Raw genomic sequence first — 20,786 nt, forward strand, 5'->3', positions numbered from 1 at the left:
TTGTTATAGCATAACCGCGAGGCTGGATCACCTTGCAAAGTGAGCTGCTTCGGGTTTGAATTACAGGTAATATATACGGTTTTCACGCCCACACACGTCTACATGGAATCTTCGATGTTAAAAATTTTTAATACACTGACGCGCCAAAAAGAGGAATTCAAACCTATCCATGCCGGGGAAGTCGGCATGTACGTGTGTGGTATCACTGTTTACGATCTCTGTCACATTGGTCATGGCCGTACTTTCGTCGCCTTTGACGTTGTCGCACGCTATCTGCGCTTCCTCGGCTATAAGCTGAAATATGTGCGCAATATCACCGATATCGACGACAAGATCATCAAACGTGCCAATGAGAATGGCGAAGATTTCGTTGCGCTGGTCGATCGCATGATCGCCGAAATGCACACCGATTTTGACGCACTCAATATTCTGCGCCCGGATAACGAACCGCGCGCGACGCACCATATTCACGAAATCATTGAGATCACCGAGAGCCTGCTGGCTCGCGGCCACGCCTATGTGGCGGATAATGGCGATGTGATGTTCTCCGTGCCAAGCGATCCGCATTACGGCCAGCTTTCGCGCCAGGATCTCGACCAGCTGCAGGCGGGCGCACGCGTCGAAGTGGCGGATATCAAGCGCAACCCGATGGATTTCGTGCTGTGGAAGATGTCCAAGCCGGGCGAGCCGAGCTGGCCGTCGCCGTGGGGCGAAGGGCGTCCGGGCTGGCACATTGAGTGTTCGGCGATGAACTGCAAACAGCTGGGATCGCATTTTGATATTCACGGCGGCGGATCGGATCTGATGTTCCCGCACCATGAAAACGAAATCGCCCAGTCGACCTGTGCGCACGATGGCGAGTACGTTAACTACTGGATGCACTCCGGTATGGTGATGGTTGACCGCGAGAAGATGTCAAAATCGCTGGGTAACTTCTTTACCGTGCGCGACGTGCTGAAGTATTACGATGCGGAAACCATTCGCTACTTCCTGATGTCCGGCCACTACCGCAGCCAGCTCAACTACAGCGAAGAGAACCTCAAGCAGGCCCGCTCGGCGCTGGAGCGTCTCTACACTGCGCTGCGCGGAACCGACGAATCGGTTGCGGCTGAGGGGGGTGAAGCCTTTGAAGCGCGATTTATTGAAGCGATGGATGATGACTTCAACACGCCGGAAGCCTACTCGGTGCTGTTTGATATGGCGCGTGAAGTGAACCGTCTGAAAACGGAAGATGCTCATTCAGCAAACGCGCTGGCCTCGCATATGCGTAAACTCGCGGGCGTACTGGGTCTGCTGGAGCAGAACCCGGATCTCTTCCTGCAGAGCGGCGCGCAGGCGGATGACGGCGAAGTCGCGGAGATTGAGCAGCTTATTCAGCAGCGTCTGGATGCGCGTAAAGCGAAGGACTGGGCGGCGGCCGATGCCGCACGCGATCGCCTGAACGAGATGGGCATCGTGCTGGAAGATGGCCCGCAGGGCACCACCTGGCGCCGTAAGTAATCCCGCATACCGGGCAGGCGAACGCGCTGTCCGCTTATCGAAGCCGCCATCCGCACTGTGCCGGATGGCGGCTTTTTCTTTCTACAGACCGGCCTTACCGTCTGCGCCACCACAACAAACCCATCACCACCACGCCCGGCAGCCATACCCACATTAGCTCAGAGAGGATCACCTGATGCCCGTAGGGCGTGGTATAGCGTGACAGGGCGAACGGCGCGACTTTTATCACCTGCCATGGCGCGAAAAAGCGTTCATCAGACCAGGGCCAGAGCCAGCCAACCCCTTTCCCGCCGGTAGTGATGGAGTCCAGCAGGCTGTGCGACAGCAGGGAGAGGGTTAAAAATGCCCAACAGCGCGTCAGGCTTGCCTTAAAGCGCTTATGGCCGAGCCAGGCGACCAGTAGCGGGACGACGAAGGCGAAGAGCAGGGAGTGGGTAAAACCGCGGTGGCCAAGAACATCACCGTAGGCAACGCCGAATTTAAACGCCAGCACATCGGCGTCCGGCAGCATGGCAAGTCCCATACCCGCCAGCAGCAAACCCCGAGGGATGACTTTACTGCCGAGCCCAAGCCCGAGACAGAGCGGAACAGCAGCGTGAGTGACGATAGTTGGCATAAAGCATCTCCCTGAGAAAAAAGGGATTATAGCTAAAACGCGCACTCTTCACGCCTGATTTGCGCATCAGGCGGATTCACGCACGATGAGCTGCCCGGAGAGGGTAATGCGCTGCGTCTGTAACTGCGGCTCCTTGAGCTTGCGCATCATCAGCCCGGCGGCCTGGCGACCGCTCTCTTCACTGGCGGAGGAGACGTAGGTAAACGCTGGCGAGGTGAGATTGATGTGCAGCATATCCTCGAAGCCGACCAGCGCCACCTGCTGGGTCAAAAAGAGATCTTTACCGACGGTGCGCCCGGTGTGATGAATGCCGCTTATCGAGCCAATCATCGCATCGGGTGAGTGGCAGAGCAGGGCGGTGATGGTGTTGTGCTGTTCCAGCAGTTGACGAGTTGCGCGGCTGGCGGCTTCCGTGTCGCCGCGGCAGGCGGGCGTCGCGCCCTCGCGCAGTACCAGGCCGTGCTGCGCCATGGCGTGGCGAAAACCGAGCAGCCGCTGCTGGCGGATCACATCTCCCTCAATACCGCCGATATAGGCAATATTGCGATGACCGCGTTCAATCAGGTAGCGGGTCGCCAGCGCAGCGGCCTGGCGGTTATCACGCATCACCAGATCGCAGGGCTCCTCCAGCAGTGATTGCGAGACCACCACCAGCGGCAGCGCACACTGTTGCAGTTGCGCGGGCAGGGTGAGCGATCGCGTATCGCACGAGAGGTAAATCACGCCAGCCACACCCTGTTGTTTAAAGGAGAGCAGGCTGCGCTCGAGGTGCTCGCCATCATTCAGCGGCTGGCCGAGAAAGACCATAAAGCCGTGCTTTTCCAGCTCCTGCACGATGCTGGCCATCACTTTGATTGAGAAGCTGTCGCTGAAGTCGCGCAGGATAAGACCGATAAGATTGGAGGTGTTGGCGCGCAGATTCGCCGCCGCGACGTTATGCACATACCCGAGTGCGGCAATCGCTACCTGCACTTTTTCGATGGTCGCGTCGGAGATTTTCCCTTTCTGGCGCAGCACCAGCGAGACCGTGGAAACGGAGACGCCCGCGTGCTTTGCCACATCAATAATGCTGACTTTCTTCAACGCTGCTCCCTGTCGTTTACGCTGTTCAGCCGGGCCTGACACGCCGGTGCGTGCCAGGCCGCTATCTTATGCTTTGCCGATCTGTGTGGACATGCTCTGGGCAATAAATTGTGCCCTTGCGCCAAAAATGACCTGGATGCCGCTATCGCCGACAAACACCACGCCGCGCGCGCCAAGATTATTCAGCCCATCTTTATCCACTCTCTTGCTATCTGCTACTTCCAGACGCAGACGGGTGATGCAGGAGCCGACGGAGGCGATATTCTGCTCGCCGCCCAGCAGGCCAATGATTTCACCGGCCAGCTCGCTGTCGGTTTTATCATCTGCCGTCGCCGTTACGTCGGTGCGCCCCGGCGTTTTGACATCAAAACGACGGATCACAAAGCGGAAGGTGAAGTAGTAGATCACCGCCATCGGGATACCGACAATCACTGCGTTAAGGTAGTTGGTTTGATAGCCGTTAAACGATGGCAGGATGCCGAACGACAGGTAGTCGATAAAGCCTGCGGAGAAGGATTTGGCGATGTGGGCATGCAGCAGATACATCGACATATAGGCGAGGCCCGCCATGATGGCGTTAAAGACGTAGAGGATCGGGGCCACAAAGATAAAGGTGAACTCAACCGGCTCGGTGATGCCCGTCAGGAAGCAGGTCAACGCGGCGGAGAAGAGAATACCGAAGGCGATCTTTTTGTTGCGCGTATGCGCTTCGTGGTACATCGCCAGACAGGCCGCTGGCAGCGCAATCAGCATCAGTGGGAACTCGCCCTGCATAAACTTACCGGCATCGTGGTAGCTGTCGCTGCTGAAGGATTTCACACCCTCTTCCAGCATTTTGAACCAGATTGTCTGATCGCCGTGGATCACCTGGCCTGCCTGAGTGGTGTAATCGCCAAACGAGTACCAGAACGAAGGGTACCAGATGTGGTGCAGGCCCAGCGGGATCAGCGCGCGTTCGACCAGACCGAAGATAAAGGTCGATGCTGCCTGGTTATCGCCGTTGACCACCACCGACAGCGCATCGATACCGGCCTGAATATGTTGCCAGACATAGGGCAGCAGCAGACCGAGTAAGAACGAGAGAAACGCGGTGGCGATGGCGACAAAACGCTTACCGGAGAAGAAGCCGAGAAACTCGGGCAATTGCAGGGTATGGAAGCGGTTATAGCACCACGCGGCGAGGATACCGCAGATAAGGCCGCCGAAGACGCCCATCTGTAAGGTCGGGATGCCGACCACCATCGCGTATTTGCCGCCCTGGGAGGCCATCTCCGGCGTGATGCCGAGCATGGTGCCGATGGTGATGTTGGTAATAAATACCGAGACCGCCGCAGAGAGGGCGGCGATGCCCGATTCCGAGGCCAGACCAACCGCAGAGCCGATGGCGAAAAGCATGGGCAGGTTGTCAAAGATAACGCCACCGGCATTCATCATTAACGGCAGATGGAATTTATCGCCAAAGGCCAGTAACAGGCCCGCAGCGGGTAGCAGCGAGATAGGCAGCATTAAGGCGCGACCAATCATCGACAATTTAGAGAGCGATTTAACAAATCCAGATATCAGACTCATGCTGACTTCCCCCGAAGTTGCGCATTTTGCGCGTTATTTTTGTTAGTAGAACGTTTTAGTAGAACGTTCTACTTATCGTGAGATAACTCTTAAAACGCCGCAACAGAAATTTGGTGTTCAGCCAGAGGAATTGGTGATTCTTTGAGGTTGATCGGTAATTGACCGTTATCGGTGAAGGGGCATTGAGTGGGCATTGCCGGATGGCGGCTGCGCCTTATCCGGCCTACGCGGATCGGATCAGCATAGGGAGATAGTAGGCCCGATAAGCGCAGCGCCATCGGGCAGGCTCGCCGCAGAGGGAAAGCGGGAAATCGTAGGCCCGATAAGCAAAGCGCCATCGGGCAGGCTCGCCGCAGAAGGAAAGCGGAGAAATCGTAGGCCCGATAAGCGCAGCGCCATCGGGCAGGCTTGTCGCAGAGGGAAAGCGGGGAAATCGTAGGCCCGATAAGCGCAGCGCCATCGGGCAGGCTTGTCGCAGAGGGAAAGCGGGAAATCGTAGGCCCGATAAGCGCAGCGCCATCGGGCAGGCTTGCCGCAGAGGGAAAGCAGGGAAATCGCAGGCCCGATAAGCGCAGCGCCATCGGGCACAGGAGATTACGCGGTGACGGTGACGCTCTGCCCGTCGAAGGTCACGGTTTGCCCGGCGACAATTTTGCAACGCTTACGCGTTTCAACCACGCCGTCGACCTTAACATAACCGTCGGCGATAACGATCTTCGCCTGCGCGCCGCTCTCGCTCCAGCCTTCCAGTTTCAGCAGATCGCACAGCTCAACGTGCGGGTGTTTACCAAGGGAAAATGTTGCCATCTTAATTGCCTTTTACATCGTGATATTCTTCACACGCCTGCAGCGTGTTCTGGATCAGGGTTGCCACGGTCATTGGACCGACGCCGCCGGGGACAGGCGTAATGTAAGCGGCACGCGCAGCGGCCTCTTCAAACACCACATCACCCACTACTTTGCCGTTTTCCAGCCGGTTGATACCGACATCGACAACAATCGCGCCCTCTTTAATCCACTCGCCGGGAATAAAGCCCGGTTTGCCCACCGCGACGATCAGCAGATCGGCGTTTTCCACATGGTGGCGCAGGTTTTTAGTAAAGCGGTGCGTTACGGTGGTGGTGCAGCCGGCCAGCAGCAGCTCCATACTCATCGGGCGGCCAACAATGTTCGACGCGCCAATCACCACGGCGTTCAGACCGAAAGTGTCGATGTTGTAACGCTCAAGTAGGGTGACGATCCCACGCGGCGTGCAGGGCCGCAGGCGCGGTGCACGCTGACACAGACGTCCGACATTGTAAGGGTGAAAGCCGTCTACGTCTTTATCGGGTGCAATACGCTCGAGCACTTTAACGTTGTCGATGCCCGCGGGCAGTGGCAGCTGTACCAGAATGCCATCGATTGCGCTGTCGGCATTAAGCTTATCAATCAGCCCCAGCAGCTCGGCTTCGCTGGTGGTTTCCGGCAAATCGTAAGAGCGGGAGATAAAACCTACCTCCTCGCACGCTTTGCGTTTACTGCCGACATAAATTTGTGAGGCCGGGTTGCTGCCAACCAAAACGACGGCCAGACCGGGCGCGCGAAAACCGGCGGCAACGCGGGCACGAACTTTTTCAGCAACCTCAGAGCGCACCTGCTGCGCAATCGTTTTACCATCAATAATTTTTGCTGCCATCAGAGAGAAGATCCATCTGTTAAATTGCCTAAAGGGGATGCGCGCTATTCTGTCAGAAGCACGCCGCGCTGTCAGTTACCGTTTGCGGATTTCACTTGCCAGCCTGGACGAGGCGAAAAGTTCTGATCATCAATTAACAAAAAAGAAACAACTCATCACCCCTAAGAAACGTAAGGTTAAGCCTGCGTCTGTGCGGTATTCGCCGCTATTTCATAAGCCTCCAATAAAATATGGCAGGGCTATTTCTTAGCTCTTCTTAAGAAACCACTTAGGGGAAATGCAGCATTTGTGTCTATTTTAAAATTTGCGACAGGGATAATTTAATAGAGCAGCAAGTAATAATGATAATTACATAACTTTAATTCGTTTTGCTTGACCTGGGGGGCATACGAATGAGGAGTGCTTCGTAATATTTTCACGGAAGAGAATATCTTTCGGGCAGTTAATGCCTTCAGTCATCGGCGAAATTCAACAGGATGATGAAGATCGCCAGAAGAATTATAAGGATATGATATGAACACCAGACCCATAGTTATTTCTCTTGCAGTTAGCATGATGCTGTTATCCGGTGTAGCGCAGGCCCGCGGGCCAGTCATTATTCCGGGTGGTAATATTCATTTTGAAGGTGAAATGGTACAGCTTGCCTGCGCGATTAGCGTGCAGTCAAACTCCCAGACCGTTGCCATGGGCCAATATCATACGACCTTGTTTAGCAATGTCGGTGATACGACGCCTCTGGTGCCGTTTACACTCACGGTAAATGACTGCGATCGCAGCGTTGCCACGCAGGCGTCTGTCGCTTTCGCAGGAAAGGCTGATGATGTCGATCCGACATTGTTAGCGCTTACTGCGGGCGACAGCGGCGCCAGCGCGAAAGGGGTGGCTATTGAGATCCTCGACAGTAATTCCCAAAAGCTGAAACCCGACGGTGTAACTTACTCTGTTGCGCAAAACCTGGCGACCGGAAGCAATACGTTGCGTTTCGCCGCCCGCTATAAAGCAACCTCGGCAGAAGTAACGCCGGGTTCGGCCAATGCTGACACGATGTTTATTATGAAGTACGAATAAGGAATGGGGGACAGGAGGCTACACTCTCAGGGATGAGTTCTTGTGGACATCTGTTTATTTTGTCTTGAATATTCTTATTACAAGAAAGTTGACCATGCAGAATTTACTACGAATGGGTATTGCGGCTATATTTATTATTTCCAGTGCCGTAAATGCGGAAGGTGGGATTTCTTTAGGTGCCACGCGTGTTATATATCCGGCCGAGGCGAAACAGACTTCTCTCGCGGTGAATAATAGTGACAAGAAATCCCGTTTTTTAATTAATTCATGGGTTGAAAATGAGCAGGGGCAGAGAGTAAAAACATTTGCTATTACCCCGCCATTATTCGTTAGTGAACCGAACAGTGAAAATACGTTACGAATTATTTATGTCGGCCCACCGCTGCCCGGCGACCGGGAGTCGCTGTTCTGGCTCAATGTCAAAGCGATCCCCTCGGTGGATAAGGAGAGCATGGCGGGCAAAAACGTACTGCATCTGGCGATTTTGTCCCGCATTAAGCTCTTTGTGCGCCCCTCAACGCTCGTCGATCCGGCAAGCGATGCCCCGGCGGCGCTGAGCTTTGCGCGCGAAGGGAACGCGCTGAAGATCACCAATAATTCGCCCTACTATCTTTCGCTGGTGAATGTGCATATTAACCAGCGGAAGTTAAACAACGTCATGGTTGCGCCAAAAAATAGTACGCAGGTGGTGTTGCCGTCCGATGCCCCGGGCGATCTCACTTTTCAGACAGTCAATGACTACGGTGCCGTGACGGCAGAAAGAACGGTTAGCCTGCGTTAGACGGGCGAGTGGTAAACATTTATGACCATAAAATATCCTCCGCGCCGGTTCGCGCTCCCCATGCTGGCCGCGCTATGCCCGCTGGATCTCTATGCTGAACGCTACTTCAATCCGGCTTTCTTATCTGACGATCCCGGCTCGGTCGCTGATTTATCGCTGCTGGAAAAAGGGTTTCAGCGCCCGGGCAGTTACCGCGTCGATATCTGGCGCAACGATGAATTTATTACCACACAGGATATCCGCTTTGAGCGTGAGGCAAACAGCGCTGCTGGTAAAGCATCGGGCGGGTTAACGCCCTGTTTCTCAGAAGCGCTATTAGCACGCCTTGGCGTCAATATGGCTGCATTCCCTGCGGTGAAGCTGCAGCGGGATCGCGACTGTATTGACATAAGCCAGGCTATCCCCGGGGCACAAACTGCCTTTACCTTTTCAACTATGCGGCTCGATATCGGCCTGCCACAGGCCTCAATGCATCTTCACGCCCGTGACTACATCCCGCCGGAATCATGGGATGAAGGCATTCCCGCCGCGTTGTTAAATTACAGCTTTAGCGGTAACCACGGCACGCAGCGCGACAGCTATTTTGTGGCTCTGCAGAGCGGGCTAAATTATGGTCCCTGGCGGCTGCGTAACAGTGGGGCGTTGCGCAACGCAGGCACCGGCAACCGACGCTGGGAAAGCATTGCCAGCTGGCTACAGCGGACGGTTGTACCGCTGAAAAGCGAGCTGGTGATGGGGGACAGTAATACGCAGAATGCACTGTTTGATAGCATTGGTTTTCGCGGCCTGCGCCTCTTTTCAGCGGACGCCATGTACCCCGATAGCCAGCAGGGCTATGCGCCCACCGTGCGCGGCATTGCGCGAACGCCAGCGAGGCTCACCATTCGCCAGAATGGCTACGTCATCTATCAAAGCACGGTTGCCGCCGGGCCTTTTACCATCACCGATCTCAATCCGACCTCCTCCAGCGGCGATCTTGACGTTGTGCTGGAGGAGAAAGATGGCAGCGAGCAGCGTTATAGCGTCCCCTATTCGACGCTGCCGCTGCTGCAGCGTGAAGGACGCATCAAATATGATGTGGTCGCCGGGCGTTATCGCAGCGGCAACCGTCAGTACGCTTCGCCCTTTTTTACCCAGGGAACGATGGTGGCGGGGCTGGCAAATGGCTATACCCTGTACGGCGGCACGCAGCTTGCCAGCGATTACACGGCGTTTGCCAGCGGTGCAGGCGTGAATATGGGCAATCTGGGAGCGCTCTCACTCGATCTTACCCATGCGCGCAGCCGCCTTGCCAACGCTCGCAAAGAGCAGGGCGAGTCGCTGCGCTTTATGTATGCCAACTCCCTCAATCAACTTGGCACACACTTTCAGTTTCTGGCATGGCGCTACTCGACGCGCGGTTTTCACACGCTGGACGAGGTGGCGTATCCGGCCAGCGAAAACGCGGTCGGTGAAGTCAAACCATCAGGAGAGGGAAGCGCGAACAAAAAGCGGCGCTTGCAGGCCAATGTCACGCATAGCTTGACCGATTATGGATCGCTCTATATCTCCGGCATGCAGCAAACCTATTGGGATAAATCGCGTAGCCGACGCTGGTTGCAGCTTGGCTATGCCGATGGCTGGCGAGGGATGAGCTATGCCGTGTCGTGGTCGTGGAGCTACGCTTCCGGCGACAGGCGGGCGGAACGTATCGCAGCGCTCAATATCTCTGTTCCCTTTAGCGCCCTCGGATTTGGGGCGGGCGGCAGTGCGGCGCAAAACGTCTACGCCAGCGCCAACTTCAACCGCAGCAGCAGCGGGCAGTCCAGCTGGCAGACCGGCATTGGCGGGACACTGCTGGAGGACGGCAACCTCAGCTACAACCTCAATCAGGGGAGCAGTAATTCCCGCGGCTATAACGGCAGTGCAAATGCTCACTGGCAGGCGGCATGGGGCAGGCTTAATCTCGGCTACAACTACGATAAACAGCAGCGCGACTATAACTGGCAATTCGGTGGTGGCGCGGTAGCCCATGCCGATGGCCTCACGTTTGCCCAGCCGCTTGGCGATACCAATGTGCTGATAAAAGCGCCGGGCGCGCAGGGGGTACGTATTGAAAATCAGCCGGCAATTACTACCGACTGGCGCGGTTACGCTGTGGTGCCGTATGCCACCGTCTATCGCCAAAATCGCGTTGCGCTTGATACGGCGACGCTCAGCGATCATACCGATCTTGAGAATAATGTCGGCAGCGTCGTGCCCACCGAGGGCGCGTTGGTGCGCGCCAGTTTCACGACCCGTATTGGCGTGCGTGCGCTGCTTACCGTCATGCGCGGAGACCGCGCGGTTCCCTTTGGCTCGCTGGTCACTGAACGCGGCAGCGGCGTCAGCAGCATGGTGGGCGAGGAGGGACAGATCTTTTTAAGCGGATTACCGCTGCGTGGAGAGTTACTGGTGCAGTGGGGGGAGCGCGATCACGAACGCTGCTTCGCCCCGTATACCTTGCCGGAAGCCAGCCTGCAGCAGCCCATCACCCTCGCCAGTGCACACTGTGTCAGTAAAGGATAACGCGATGCGACCGATTTTTGCCGGCGTGTTATGGCTTGCGGCAACGCAGGCCTTCGCCGCCAGTTGTTACAACGCCAACGGTACACCAACCGATATTACATATGATTTGTCGAACAGCTTCGATGGCAGCAGTAACCGGCTCAATAAAGTGGTTACGCGATCGGAGAAATCAGCGTGGATCGGCGTACGGGCAATCTGCCCGGCGGGAACCCAACAAACGCATACCTACCGCAGTTACGTCACGCGTTTCCCGGTGGAATTTACTGCGCACGGTTACCACTATCTACAAATTTCCCCGCATTTGCAGGCGGCGATGCGCATCCGCGACAGCTTTGCCGGTGAATTTTATCCGCCGGGTAACTATATCCGCATGGGGCAGGAGGAGGATGTGGCGAAGCAGCGGCCATTCGGCGTGATGGACTCGCAGCTGCTGCTCAAGCTGCGGGTGACCGAGCGCTTTATGAACCAGGTAACTATCCCGCAGCAGACCCTCTTTACCGTTTACGTCACCACCGGGGTAAACGATCCGCTGATCACGCCGGTCTATACCATCAGCCTCGGCGGGGTGGTGGAAGTGCCGCAGCGCTGCGAGGTGAATGCCGGGCAGGTGGTGGAGTTTGATTTTGGTGATATTCGCGCCGCACTGTTTAGCGAGGCCGGAGCGGGGAATCGCCCACGCGGTGTGACGCCGCAAAGTCAAACGGTGTCAATCAGCTGTACCAATGTTCACGCCCGGGCGTACATCTCGGTGCGGCTCGAAGCGGAAAAGTCGGACAACCACATACTGCTCTCAGATAATCCGGATCTGGGCTTTGTGGTCGCCAATGAGATGGGCCAGCCCTTTACGCCCAATAATATTTTCAGTGTGATCCCACTTCAGCTCGATAAGAATGCTGCGGCACAGGTCGGTATTCGTGCCTGGCCCGTCAGCGTTACCGGCAAGAAACCGGCAGAGGGGCCCTTCAGCGCCCGCGGATTTTTACGCGTGGAATATAATTAAGGAGCCGTAATGCCCCGGTTTTTACACTTTTTCTTGCTGCTCGGCTACGGGATCAATGTTGCCGCTGCGCAAAGCAACATTGAGCTGCGCGCGAGGGTTATTCACGCCGGTTGTGCGGTGGAAAGCAGCGATAACCACAAAACCGTTTCGTTAGGACGCTGGCCGGTCAGGAAGTTGCAGATGGCAGGGAGTATCACCACTCCGGTCGCCTTTTCGTTGAAACTGAAGGGGTGCCCGCCGGGAAGTGTTTCGATAACCTTTTCGGGAAAAGCCGCCAGTAATCCGGCATGGCTGGCACTCAGCGACGATAAGATGGTGCATCAGGTGGCGATCCAACTGCGCGACCACGATCTGTCGCCTTTAGATCTTGAGGCACCCAGCCAGGCAATTAGCGTGGATTACAATGGCAATTCGCTTTTGCAGTTCTTTGCCAATTACATTGCGCTGGTGAATAACCCTACGCCTGGTATTGCTAAATCAGATGCCACGTTTACCATTAATTATTATTAAGCTTTCTTTTAACGCGAGGGTTTATAAAAGGCCGCACCTGTTGCGGCCTTTTTTATAAGAGTTCGTGGGCCTTGGCATAATCAATCAGCTCAACGATGGTATGAACGCCTAGTTTAGAGAAGATATTTGATTTATGGGCGCTGATGGTTTTGTTGCTGAGAATCAATTGTTCCGCAATCTCTTTGTTCGAAAAACCGTTAGCCAGGTAGCGTAATACCGTGACTTCGCGATTAGAGAGCGGCATATCCCGCGTTTCCCCTTTACGTTTGCCGGGGTGATTAATGTAATTGAGCGTTTCGGAAGGAAAGAAAGAGTATCCGGCAAGAATCATCTTTACCGCATTATAAATATCGTTGAGATCTTTTCTTTTACTGACGAAACCATTCGCGCCTGCGCGGATTGCACGTGCGGCATAAAACGACTCTGATTTTGAAGAGAGAAAAAGCACGTTGACGTCTTCGCGTACTGCTTTGATTTTTCTCAATAAAGTAAAGCCATCAGTCTTCGGTAATTCAATATCCAGAATAACCAGATCAACTTTATTAGCGCGAATAAAATCAAGCGCGCTGCGGCTGTCATCTGTTTTCAGAACGACTTTTACATTCTGGCTTTTCTGTAACAGAACTTCTATCGACATCCTGACGATAGGATGTTCATCCATAATAATGACGGAAGCCGGTTTCATCTTTTTTAGCCTCTGATTGTTTTTTATGCCTCGTCTACGCAGGTGTGCCACAGACGTTAAGAAGAGTAATTGCCGTTGACGTTTTCTGTGACGAAGATAATTTTCATGGGAAAACCGGTAGCATCCTGGTGTCTGCCAGACTATTTCCCCTCGCAGACTGCGAAGGGGAGAAATAATCTATTCCGTATTAACGCAAGAGAAATGGCGTGCGAGTTAATGCGCTAGATCAATTATACCTGGTAAATATGTATGGAGAGGTCTTATGAGTTAGCGTGAGTTATTTGCCGACAGGAAATCCTGAAGAATAAAAGCGCATAAAAGATATTTGAATCTATCTGTTATCAATTTTTCTTGTTTTAGTGAATTATCATTTTTACGGCGAGCAAAACAAAATAACAAACTGATTGTTTTCAGCGTGTTAAGAAGATGAATGGCACATTATTCGCAGCCTGAGTGGACAAAGCATTGTGGAGAGCGGATACCAGAGAAAGACAGGCGCTCTCTCTGGCTCCAGGATTTGTTTGAATTGTTATTGTCTTGTGAAAAATGCACTGCCGAGCTGTGCGTTCTTCTTCCTTTTAACCCCGAGGGCAAGATGAGGAGTGGTTTTATTCATAGCGTCTGGTGATGCCTGTTAAGGGTCAGACGATGCAGGAGATGAATAAGACTTTGTCGATCGGGAAGGCCAAGCAGCTTAAGTTGGGTATTGAGTCGGTAAACAACGCGGTGATAGGGAAGGTTGAGTTGTCGTGCGATGCGTTTCATGGTTAATCCTCGCGCCAGTGAAGAGAGAATTTTCCACTCTGTGGCCGGAAAGAGCGGAGCGTGAATACTTCTTTCAGGGGGCACCAACAGCGCCTGGCGGAACGGAACAACGGAGAGATCGCGGGCAATAACATGAAACGGGCCCGCTGCGCGCAGAAAGCTCATTTGCGCCGGATCGTCTTTTGACGTTAAGAGATAGATGTGCAGACCGCGATTACATAAATTGGGCTGCCGCAGGGTTTCCAGCGCCTCCAGCCTGGAGGTGGTCAGGGTCTCCATATCGACAATTAAGTGCGACAGATAGGGTTCGCAAAGCTGATGATTTGCCATCTCAAGCGATGGAAAGACCGCATTGCGTTTACCGGAGAAGAGGCAACTGCGCCAGGCATAACTCAGGTAGTGGTCGGTAGAGATTAGCGTCTGGCTAATCATATATTCCGGCAGTGCGAAATTGAGTTGCTGAACCAGTTGTTCCAGCGTATCGAAAAGGGGAGGCGTTGCGCCCCGGTAAGGTAGAACCCGATGTGTCGGTTTATCGCTGCGATGTTTTTCTCTACGGATACGTTTTCGCATTTTTCCCTCGCCAACGTATTTTATTATTCGGCTAAAACGCCCTGTCCATTGAGGCTTTGTCAGCAGCAAACCCACGCTGCATGTCCTGTTTTATGCCCTGTTAAGAGCAACATTCTTACAATCTGATTCATGCAGAAACAGGTACAGATACTTAAAGCCATCTGCGACATTTCCCAATAAGTGGGGCAGGGTTAAGGCGGGGACGTAGGCGTAACGGTGCATAAACTGGCGGATTGCCGGGAAAACGCGCAGGCGCGTTCACTTCGCAGGCAACCCGCCTAAAATACATTGACTCACCTGGTGCTCACCGTATAATTCCAGGCGTTTCCACCGTAAAGGTGGTGACATTCGCGCAATGCGCCCTTAGCTCAGCTGGATAGAGCAACGGCCTTCTAAGCCGTAGGTCACAGGTTCGAACCCTGTAGGGCGTACCATTTTCCCGCCGATGCCGGCATCGCGTACTCTTCTCCCCACCGCTTCTTCTGCACATTGCACAGCCGCAAAAAAAATTTTTTTACCCACTCTTGAAAAACGTGCCGATGGCATTATTTTTATTAGCGGACAAGCAAGGCTTGCCTTTAACTTGAGCTTTTGAATTGATTATTCAGGAGGTTAACTTATGGCACTCAGAACCTTGTCAGCACTCCCTGGCTTTTCAGATTCGCTTTTTGCCGATCGTTTTAACCGTATTGATTCGCTTTTTAGCCAGCTCACCGGCAACACGCCTGTGGCGGCGACGCCTGCCTACGATCTGAAAAAAGTCGATGCCAACAACTACCTGTTGCATGTCAGCGTGCCTGGCTGGAAGGAGGAGGAGCTGGAAATCGAGACGGTAGGCGGCAACCTGCATATTTCCGGTAAGCGCAGTGAAGAGGCTTCCGAGGAAGAGCAGGGGTGGATCTATAAAGGCATACGGCGCGCGGATTTCCGCCTGAGCTTCTCGCTGCCCGATCATGCCAAAGTGAGCAACGCGAAATTAGAGAGCGGCATTCTGGAGGTCTCCATTTATCAGGAGATCCCCGAGAGTGAAAAACCACGCAAAATCGCTATTGAGAATAGTCAGAAGGTGATTGAGCACCAGGCATAATCGTGGCGTTTTTAATCACATGCTAAGGCCCGCCCATGCGGGCCTTATCTCTATCACCGAAGGTGATAGCACACTCAGCTTGTTGCCTGAGCGAGAGCGTTTTTATCTTGATGGAAAATTTTGCTGCAGTGCGGGCACATTAACATTGCCCCTTTCTGGACGCGGGAGAAACTGTGTTCGGAATGTTGTGAGCAGTGAGGGCAGGAACATTTTACGAGGTAGTTACGGCGGCTTTTGGCATCTTTGCGTTGTGACATAGATTTTTTCCTGATGTATGGCCGGCAACCATACACGATTCTGCTGCGTATAGCTCGATATCATTATTTTAACTAATAACTTAGCCGCTCAGGCGCCTCCAGGATAAATCCCAATATTAAGCGAGGTTTTTAATATAACGCTATGATTTGAATAGCTATCATCATTAACCCCTATTAACCCTGATACTGTTTCTGCGCCGCTCTTCCCGAGCGGCTTTTTTTTTACCCCTTTAATCGGCAGGCGGCATTTTTATTCACATCTTAAAGGGATGTGATTGCATCCTGCTGCACCTGATGGTGTTATATCCGACCACTGGAAATGAAAACTGAGGAGCAAACAGTGTTAGAAGGATATTTTGATCTGGATGACGCGACCGGTAATGACGCGCTGGAAAACAGAAAACGTTTACTGGCCGTACAGGCAGCACTGGAAATTTCGAAGGCGGCTGTCTCTGCAACAACGGCAAATTCCGGTATTCGCAGCCAGATGGATTTACGTAATGTCTCGCAGGAAGTCGCTACGCTTGCCGATGCGATTCAGGATGCGTTAGAAGCAGATTAACGCTTTAGCCCCGCATTGATGAAGCAGCCCGAATGGGCGTCTTCATCAATTTATCGTTATTTTCCTCTCCCCGTCATCCTTGATTATCATCACATTTCCCGTTTTGAGCGCTTGAGCCAGATAATGGGATTCGTTATAAAAGTCCACCCGGATCGTCATCGATAAACCGAGCGAAACCTGATCCCCTTAATGCCTGCCAGGCGTTAAGGGAATCAGGTTTTTTTTCGCCTGTCGTTCGACGTTTCGCGTCGAGGCGCTATGACAACAAGGAGAGAGAAGCGATGAAAATGGTATTTCCCGACGGGTTTTTATGGGGGGGAGCGGTCGCCGCCAACCAGATCGAGGGGGCATGGAATCAGGGGGGGAAAGGTGTCTCAACCGCCGATCTGCAACCTTGGGGAATCGATGGCGAAATTGCAGTGCGTCCGGGCACAAACGGCAACCTCAAAGATATCGCCATCGATTTTTACCACCGTTACCCGCAGGACATAAAACTCTTCGCTGAAATGGGATTTACCATCCTGCGCACCTCGATTGCCTGGGCGCGAATATACCCGAACGGTGATGAAACGGAGCCGAACGAAGAGGGGCTGGCGTTCTACGATCGGCTTTTCGATGAGATGGCGCAGTATGGTATTCAGCCGCTCATCACCCTTTCACATTATGAAATGCCCTTTGGTCTGGTGAAAAAATATGACGGCTGGAGCAGCCGGCAGGTTATCGATCTTTTTGAACGTTACGCCCGCACGGTGTTTACCCGTTATCGTCATAAAGTGAAATATTGGCTCACCTTTAACGAGATCAATATGGCGCTGCACGCCCCTTTTACCGGCGCAGGTTTGATGGGAGAGCGCAGCAAACAGGAGATTTATCAGGCGCTTCATCATCAGCTGGTCGCCAGTGCGCGGGCCGTCAAAGCGTGTCATGACATTATCGAGGAGGCGAAGATTGGCTGCATGCTGTTGGGGGCGGTGCGCTACCCGATCAGCTGTAAACCGGAGGATCTGTTGCAAGCGCAGCAGGAGAACCGCGAGTGGCTTTTCTTCGGCGATGTTCAGGCGCGGGGTGAGTACCCGGCGTGGATTGCGCGCTATTTTCGTGAAAATGGCATTACGCTGCGTGTGACACCGCAGGACAGGGAAGATCTCAAAGAGACCGTCGATTTTATCTCCTTCAGCTATTACATGAGCAGCTGCGCCGCGGCCAGGCCCGATCTCTATCAACGCGGTCACGGCACGCTCCTCAAAATGATCCCCAACCCCTTTCTCTCTGCGTCGGAGTGGGGGTGGCAGATCGACCCTAAGGGTCTGCGTTTTCTGCTCAACGAACTTTACGATCGCTACCGCAAGCCGCTCTTTATCGTGGAGAACGGCATTGGGGCGAAAGATGTGCCGGAGCTGAATGGCTCAATTGAGGATGACTATCGCATTCACTATCTTCACGCCCACCTGCTGGAGGTTCGCGAGGCGATTGAAGATGGCGTTGAACTGCTTGGTTACACCTGTTGGGGGCCGATAGATCTGGTCAGCGCCGGAACGGGGCAGATGTCAAAACGCTACGGCTTTATCTACGTCGATCGCGATGATGGCGGTAACGGCAGCCTGAGGCGTCAGCGCAAGAAGAGCTTTTACTGGTATCGCGATGTGATCCACAGCAACGGCGCCACGCTGAGTGAGCCGATTTAATCCATAACCCTTATTACGCTACAAACGGTCATCGCTGCATGCGATGGCCCTTTTGCTCACTCGTCAACGGACAGCGGCGACAAACGACGTTTCAGGTTGTTTGATAAAACGGAAGAAGAAGAATGAATAGCACGGTTCTGGCAGACAATATTCTGCGGATGGTGGGGGGCGAAAGTAACGTCGTAACGGTAATCCATTGCGCGACGCGCTTACGATTCACCGTTATCGATAATCGCAAAGTAAAACTGGCGGAGCTGAGGGCGCTGGATGGCGTGCTCACCGTCGTGTGTGAGGGCGATCGATTACAGGTCGTGATTGGCAATCGCGTAGCAAAAGTGTTCCACGCCCTGAGCGTGCGTTGCGGTTTAATCAGCACTGAAAAAAAGCGCGGGCAGCATGAAAGGGCGGGTTGCGCGCAACTGATGAGATGGAGCGATGGTCTGGCCGATATAACGATGCCGCTTCTGGGTGTCATGATGGCCGCAGGGATCCTAAAAGGCATTCTTATTATGTGTGTCGATGCCGGATGGTTGAACCCTGGCAGACAACGCGCCGCGACCCTGTTTGCCATTGCCGAAAGCCCTTTTAACTTTCTGCCGCTATTTCTCGCTATCCTCTGCGCGCGTAAATTTAAAGCCAATCTCTTTATTGCCGTCGCGATGGCGGGCGCTTCTCTTTCGCCGCTGGGCATGGGGATTTCGGCAGGCGGGCAGCAAGAGGCTTTTTCAGGGCTACCGTTCAGGTTGATGAATAGTAGCGGTGCGGTGATCCCGGTTATAGTCGGCGTCTGGTTAATATCGCGCATTGAGCAGGTCATCGAGCGCTATGTTGACGCGGCAAAACGCGCGATAGTGACGCCCTGTTTCCTGTTGCTGATTATTGTGCCCTTAATCGTACTGCTTCTCTTTCCTGTGGGAGTGAGCATAAGCCAGGCAATTAGCGCGCTATTTAGCGCGCTTTATAACTTCAGCCCCATTTTTACCTGCGCGCTAATGGCGGCCGCCTGGCCGCTGCTGCTGATGTTAGGTCTGCACCAGGCATTTATTGTGCTTTTTATTAATGATATTTCGGTGATGGGGCAGAGTTTTTTGCTGGCGGCGTGCGGCCCGGCAATATTTGCCTGCTCTGCTATGTTGCTGGCGGTCAATCTGCGTAGCCGTAACAGTAAATTGAAAGCGTTGACCCGCAGCGCAATTATTCCTTCGCTTTTCGGTCTCAGCGAACCGGCTATTTATGGCGTAACGTTAAAACGTAAGAAAATGTTTTTATGCGTGCTGGTGGTGGCGGCTTTTGGCGGCGCAATGGTTGGCTACGGCAAAAATTCCGCTATCGCCATGGCAATGCCTGGGCTGCTGACAATCCCGGTTTTTTATGGCGAAGGCTTTATCACGTATATTCTTGCGTGCAGTCTCGCATTTGTAGGCAGCCTGGGATTAATCCTGCTGACAGGGATTGAGGAGAGTTCGCTACCGGTGAACTGGGGCGAATCCCCGGACCGGGAAAATATAGCAGTCAGGCGTCCTCCACCTGCCGCGAAACCGGTTTCTGATATTACAGAGCAAATTATCGCCCCGGTTTCAGGTGAAGTGATCTCACTTGCCCAGGTCAATGATGGGGTCTTTTCTACTGGCAGCGTTGGGCCTGGTTTCGCAATTATTCCCGATGAAGGACGCGTTTATTCACCGGTGGATGGTTATATCGCCAGCACATATGCCAGCAGGCATGCAATACGCATCTGCTCGGACGCCGGGGCAGAGATCCTGATTCACGTCGGGATTAATACCGTACAGCTGGCGGGGAAATATTTTTGCGTCGAGGTACAAACGGGAGAGGTGGTAAAACAGGGACAACTATTAATGACATTCGACCTGCTGGCTATTGCCGCTGAGGGTTATGACACGGTAACCCCCATCATCATCACCAATAGCGAAGCCTGGCGCTCATTAGGTGCCAGCGAAAAACCGCGCTCGCGTAGCGGTGAGCGAAGCTCTGCATTATCGATATAACGTTTTGACGGCAGGGATAGCGGAAGATCTACACAGGCGGTATTTATCACAACCCTGATAAAAGCTGGTGTGAAGCCGTATTTGCAAAGGAGATGAGGACGTTGCAGAGCAGATAAAAAAGAGGGCGATATTATTATCGCCCTGCCTTTTAGATGGAGAAGTCTTCCAGCTTTTTGCCTTCTTCCAGCGCCTTAGCGATGACTTTCGGCGTACGGCCCTGGCCGGTCCAGCTTTTTTCAGTACCGTCTTCGTCAATATACTTATATTTAGCAGGACGCGGTGCGCGAACAGATTTGGTTTTAGTCGCCTGACCTTTCAAAGAGGATAAAAGTTCGGTTGGGTCGATACCTTCATCCAGCAACTTCTGACGAAATGCCGCCAGTTTAGCTTCTTTCTCTTCCTGCTCTTTACGTAAAGAAGATTCTTCTTCGCGGCGTTCTTCTACAACCACGGACAATTTTTCAAGCATTTCTTCCAGCGTTTCGAGCGTAACTTCACGCGCCTGTACTCGCAGGGTGCGAATGTTATTTAACGATTTAAGTGCTTCTGACATGATGTCACTCCGTGTGCGGGTAAATGAAAATCGATCGGAATTAATTTTTAGTGATAAAGAGATAAAAATCAACTTAGGATTATGTGTTTTATCAAATAGCGTGAGGAAATTGCAACCCTTGATGTTAGGTAGCTCTGTTGCACTAAGAAATTTAGTAAGATCGCGGCCTGATAAAGGCAGGGTCATTTAAGGGTTATTTTTAACTTAAGCCCTGGTTGAAGCTTAAGCAGTATTAAGAAAATAGCTTATAGGTTAGAAGGACAG

19 protein-coding genes and 1 tRNA gene are annotated in these 20,786 nt (G+C 53.2%); 11 read left to right on the top strand and 9 right to left on the bottom strand.

The genetic code is table 11. The annotated features are described in order from the left end of the window. The first annotated feature begins 114 nt into the window (after window positions 1-114). Window positions 115-1,500 carry a cysteine--tRNA ligase gene (cysS, locus tag BWI95_RS11575; RefSeq protein ID WP_054804662.1) on the top strand — a complete coding sequence of 462 codons (1,386 nt, stop codon included), beginning with the start codon at window positions 115-117 and terminating at the stop codon, window positions 1,498-1,500. Window positions 1,501-1,594: 94 nt separating this feature from the next. Here the strand turns inward: cysS and BWI95_RS11580 are convergent, their stop codons facing one another. The 5 genes from BWI95_RS11580 to folD all read right to left on the bottom strand — a co-directional run bounded on the left by BWI95_RS11580 (window position 1,595) and on the right by folD (window position 6,443). Further along, a complete protein-coding gene (locus BWI95_RS11580) occupies window positions 1,595-2,116 on the bottom strand; it encodes a metal-dependent hydrolase (RefSeq protein WP_054804661.1) in 522 nt (173 codons plus the stop codon). A 66-nt stretch (window positions 2,117-2,182) separates the two neighbouring features. Continuing rightward, window positions 2,183-3,199 carry a substrate-binding domain-containing protein gene (locus tag BWI95_RS11585; protein WP_076769512.1) on the bottom strand — a complete coding sequence of 339 codons (1,017 nt, stop codon included), beginning with the start codon at window positions 3,197-3,199 and terminating at the stop codon, window positions 2,183-2,185. A 66-nt stretch (window positions 3,200-3,265) separates the two neighbouring features. Further along, window positions 3,266-4,768, bottom strand: coding sequence for a PTS transporter subunit EIIC (locus BWI95_RS11590; RefSeq protein ID WP_054804690.1), 1,503 nt, complete (start codon window positions 4,766-4,768; stop codon window positions 3,266-3,268). A gap of 594 nt (window positions 4,769-5,362) precedes the next feature. After that, complete coding sequence (gene ybcJ / locus BWI95_RS11595; protein ID WP_023479056.1) at window positions 5,363-5,575, bottom strand: ribosome-associated protein YbcJ; 213 nt, start codon at window positions 5,573-5,575, stop codon at window positions 5,363-5,365. Between the two features lies 1 nt (window position 5,576). Beyond that, entirely contained in the window at window positions 5,577-6,443 is an 867-nt protein-coding gene (gene folD, locus BWI95_RS11600) for a bifunctional methylenetetrahydrofolate dehydrogenase/methenyltetrahydrofolate cyclohydrolase FolD (protein ID WP_042717786.1), read from the bottom strand. A 513-nt stretch (window positions 6,444-6,956) separates the two neighbouring features. On the opposite strand from folD, the gene fimA reads away from it, so the two are divergent. From fimA to sfmF, 5 genes are all read left to right on the top strand, one after another. Then, a complete protein-coding gene (gene fimA, locus BWI95_RS11605; RefSeq protein ID WP_054804542.1) occupies window positions 6,957-7,511 on the top strand; it encodes a type 1 fimbrial major subunit FimA in 555 nt (184 codons plus the stop codon). Window positions 7,512-7,605: 94 nt separating this feature from the next. Next, window positions 7,606-8,292, top strand: coding sequence for a type 1 fimbria chaperone FimC (fimC, locus tag BWI95_RS11610; protein ID WP_076769513.1), 687 nt, complete (start codon window positions 7,606-7,608; stop codon window positions 8,290-8,292). Window positions 8,293-8,313: 21 nt separating this feature from the next. Next, window positions 8,314-10,839: an outer membrane usher protein FimD gene (fimD, locus tag BWI95_RS11615; protein ID WP_076769514.1), complete on the top strand. Its 2,526-nt coding sequence runs from the start codon at window positions 8,314-8,316 to the stop codon at window positions 10,837-10,839. Window positions 10,840-10,843: 4 nt separating this feature from the next. Then, window positions 10,844-11,839, top strand: coding sequence for a type 1 fimbria D-mannose specific adhesin FimH (gene fimH / locus BWI95_RS11620; RefSeq protein WP_054804543.1), 996 nt, complete (start codon window positions 10,844-10,846; stop codon window positions 11,837-11,839). A 9-nt stretch (window positions 11,840-11,848) separates the two neighbouring features. Further along, complete coding sequence (gene sfmF / locus BWI95_RS11625; RefSeq protein ID WP_054804544.1) at window positions 11,849-12,349, top strand: fimbria assembly protein; 501 nt, start codon at window positions 11,849-11,851, stop codon at window positions 12,347-12,349. A gap of 52 nt (window positions 12,350-12,401) precedes the next feature. Here the strand turns inward: sfmF and fimZ are convergent, their stop codons facing one another. Together fimZ and fimY are read right to left on the bottom strand one after the other, a co-directional pair. Continuing rightward, the gene (gene fimZ, locus BWI95_RS11630; RefSeq protein WP_042717797.1) at window positions 12,402-13,034 is read right to left on the bottom strand and encodes a fimbria biosynthesis transcriptional regulator FimZ; all 633 of its coding nucleotides are present in this window, start codon (window positions 13,032-13,034) and stop codon (window positions 12,402-12,404) included. Window positions 13,035-13,646: 612 nt separating this feature from the next. Beyond that, on the bottom strand, window positions 13,647-14,372 hold the full coding sequence (gene fimY / locus BWI95_RS11635) for a fimbria biosynthesis regulator FimY (RefSeq protein WP_042717839.1): 726 nt from the start codon (window positions 14,370-14,372) through the stop codon (window positions 13,647-13,649). Between the two features lie 357 nt (window positions 14,373-14,729). Here fimY and BWI95_RS11640 point away from each other — a divergent pair. Further along, window positions 14,730-14,806 (top strand) — tRNA-Arg (locus tag BWI95_RS11640). A gap of 185 nt (window positions 14,807-14,991) precedes the next feature. Beyond that, the gene (locus BWI95_RS11645) at window positions 14,992-15,459 is read left to right on the top strand and encodes an Hsp20 family protein (RefSeq protein WP_023479051.1); all 468 of its coding nucleotides are present in this window, start codon (window positions 14,992-14,994) and stop codon (window positions 15,457-15,459) included. Between the two features lie 74 nt (window positions 15,460-15,533). Here BWI95_RS11645 and BWI95_RS23725 read toward each other — a convergent pair whose 3' ends face one another. Next, a complete protein-coding gene (locus BWI95_RS23725; RefSeq protein ID WP_023479047.1) occupies window positions 15,534-15,716 on the bottom strand; it encodes a YnfU family zinc-binding protein in 183 nt (60 codons plus the stop codon). 340 nt (window positions 15,717-16,056) lie between these two features. Between BWI95_RS23725 and BWI95_RS11655 the strand changes: the two genes are divergently transcribed. From BWI95_RS11655 to BWI95_RS11665, 3 genes are all read left to right on the top strand, one after another. Further along, on the top strand, window positions 16,057-16,278 hold the full coding sequence (locus tag BWI95_RS11655; RefSeq protein WP_054804549.1) for a hypothetical protein: 222 nt from the start codon (window positions 16,057-16,059) through the stop codon (window positions 16,276-16,278). Window positions 16,279-16,559: 281 nt separating this feature from the next. Then, on the top strand, window positions 16,560-17,963 hold the full coding sequence (locus BWI95_RS11660) for a glycoside hydrolase family 1 protein (RefSeq protein ID WP_076769515.1): 1,404 nt from the start codon (window positions 16,560-16,562) through the stop codon (window positions 17,961-17,963). 122 nt (window positions 17,964-18,085) lie between these two features. Next, window positions 18,086-19,969, top strand: coding sequence for a glucose PTS transporter subunit IIA (locus tag BWI95_RS11665; protein ID WP_076769516.1), 1,884 nt, complete (start codon window positions 18,086-18,088; stop codon window positions 19,967-19,969). 148 nt (window positions 19,970-20,117) lie between these two features. Here the strand turns inward: BWI95_RS11665 and BWI95_RS11670 are convergent, their stop codons facing one another. Continuing rightward, window positions 20,118-20,522: an H-NS family histone-like protein gene (locus BWI95_RS11670; protein ID WP_023479043.1), complete on the bottom strand. Its 405-nt coding sequence runs from the start codon at window positions 20,520-20,522 to the stop codon at window positions 20,118-20,120. Window positions 20,523-20,786: the final 264 nt, after the last annotated feature.

This window comes from Kosakonia cowanii JCM 10956 = DSM 18146, from assembly GCF_001975225.1.
Classification (GTDB): domain Bacteria; phylum Pseudomonadota; class Gammaproteobacteria; order Enterobacterales; family Enterobacteriaceae; genus Kosakonia; species Kosakonia cowanii.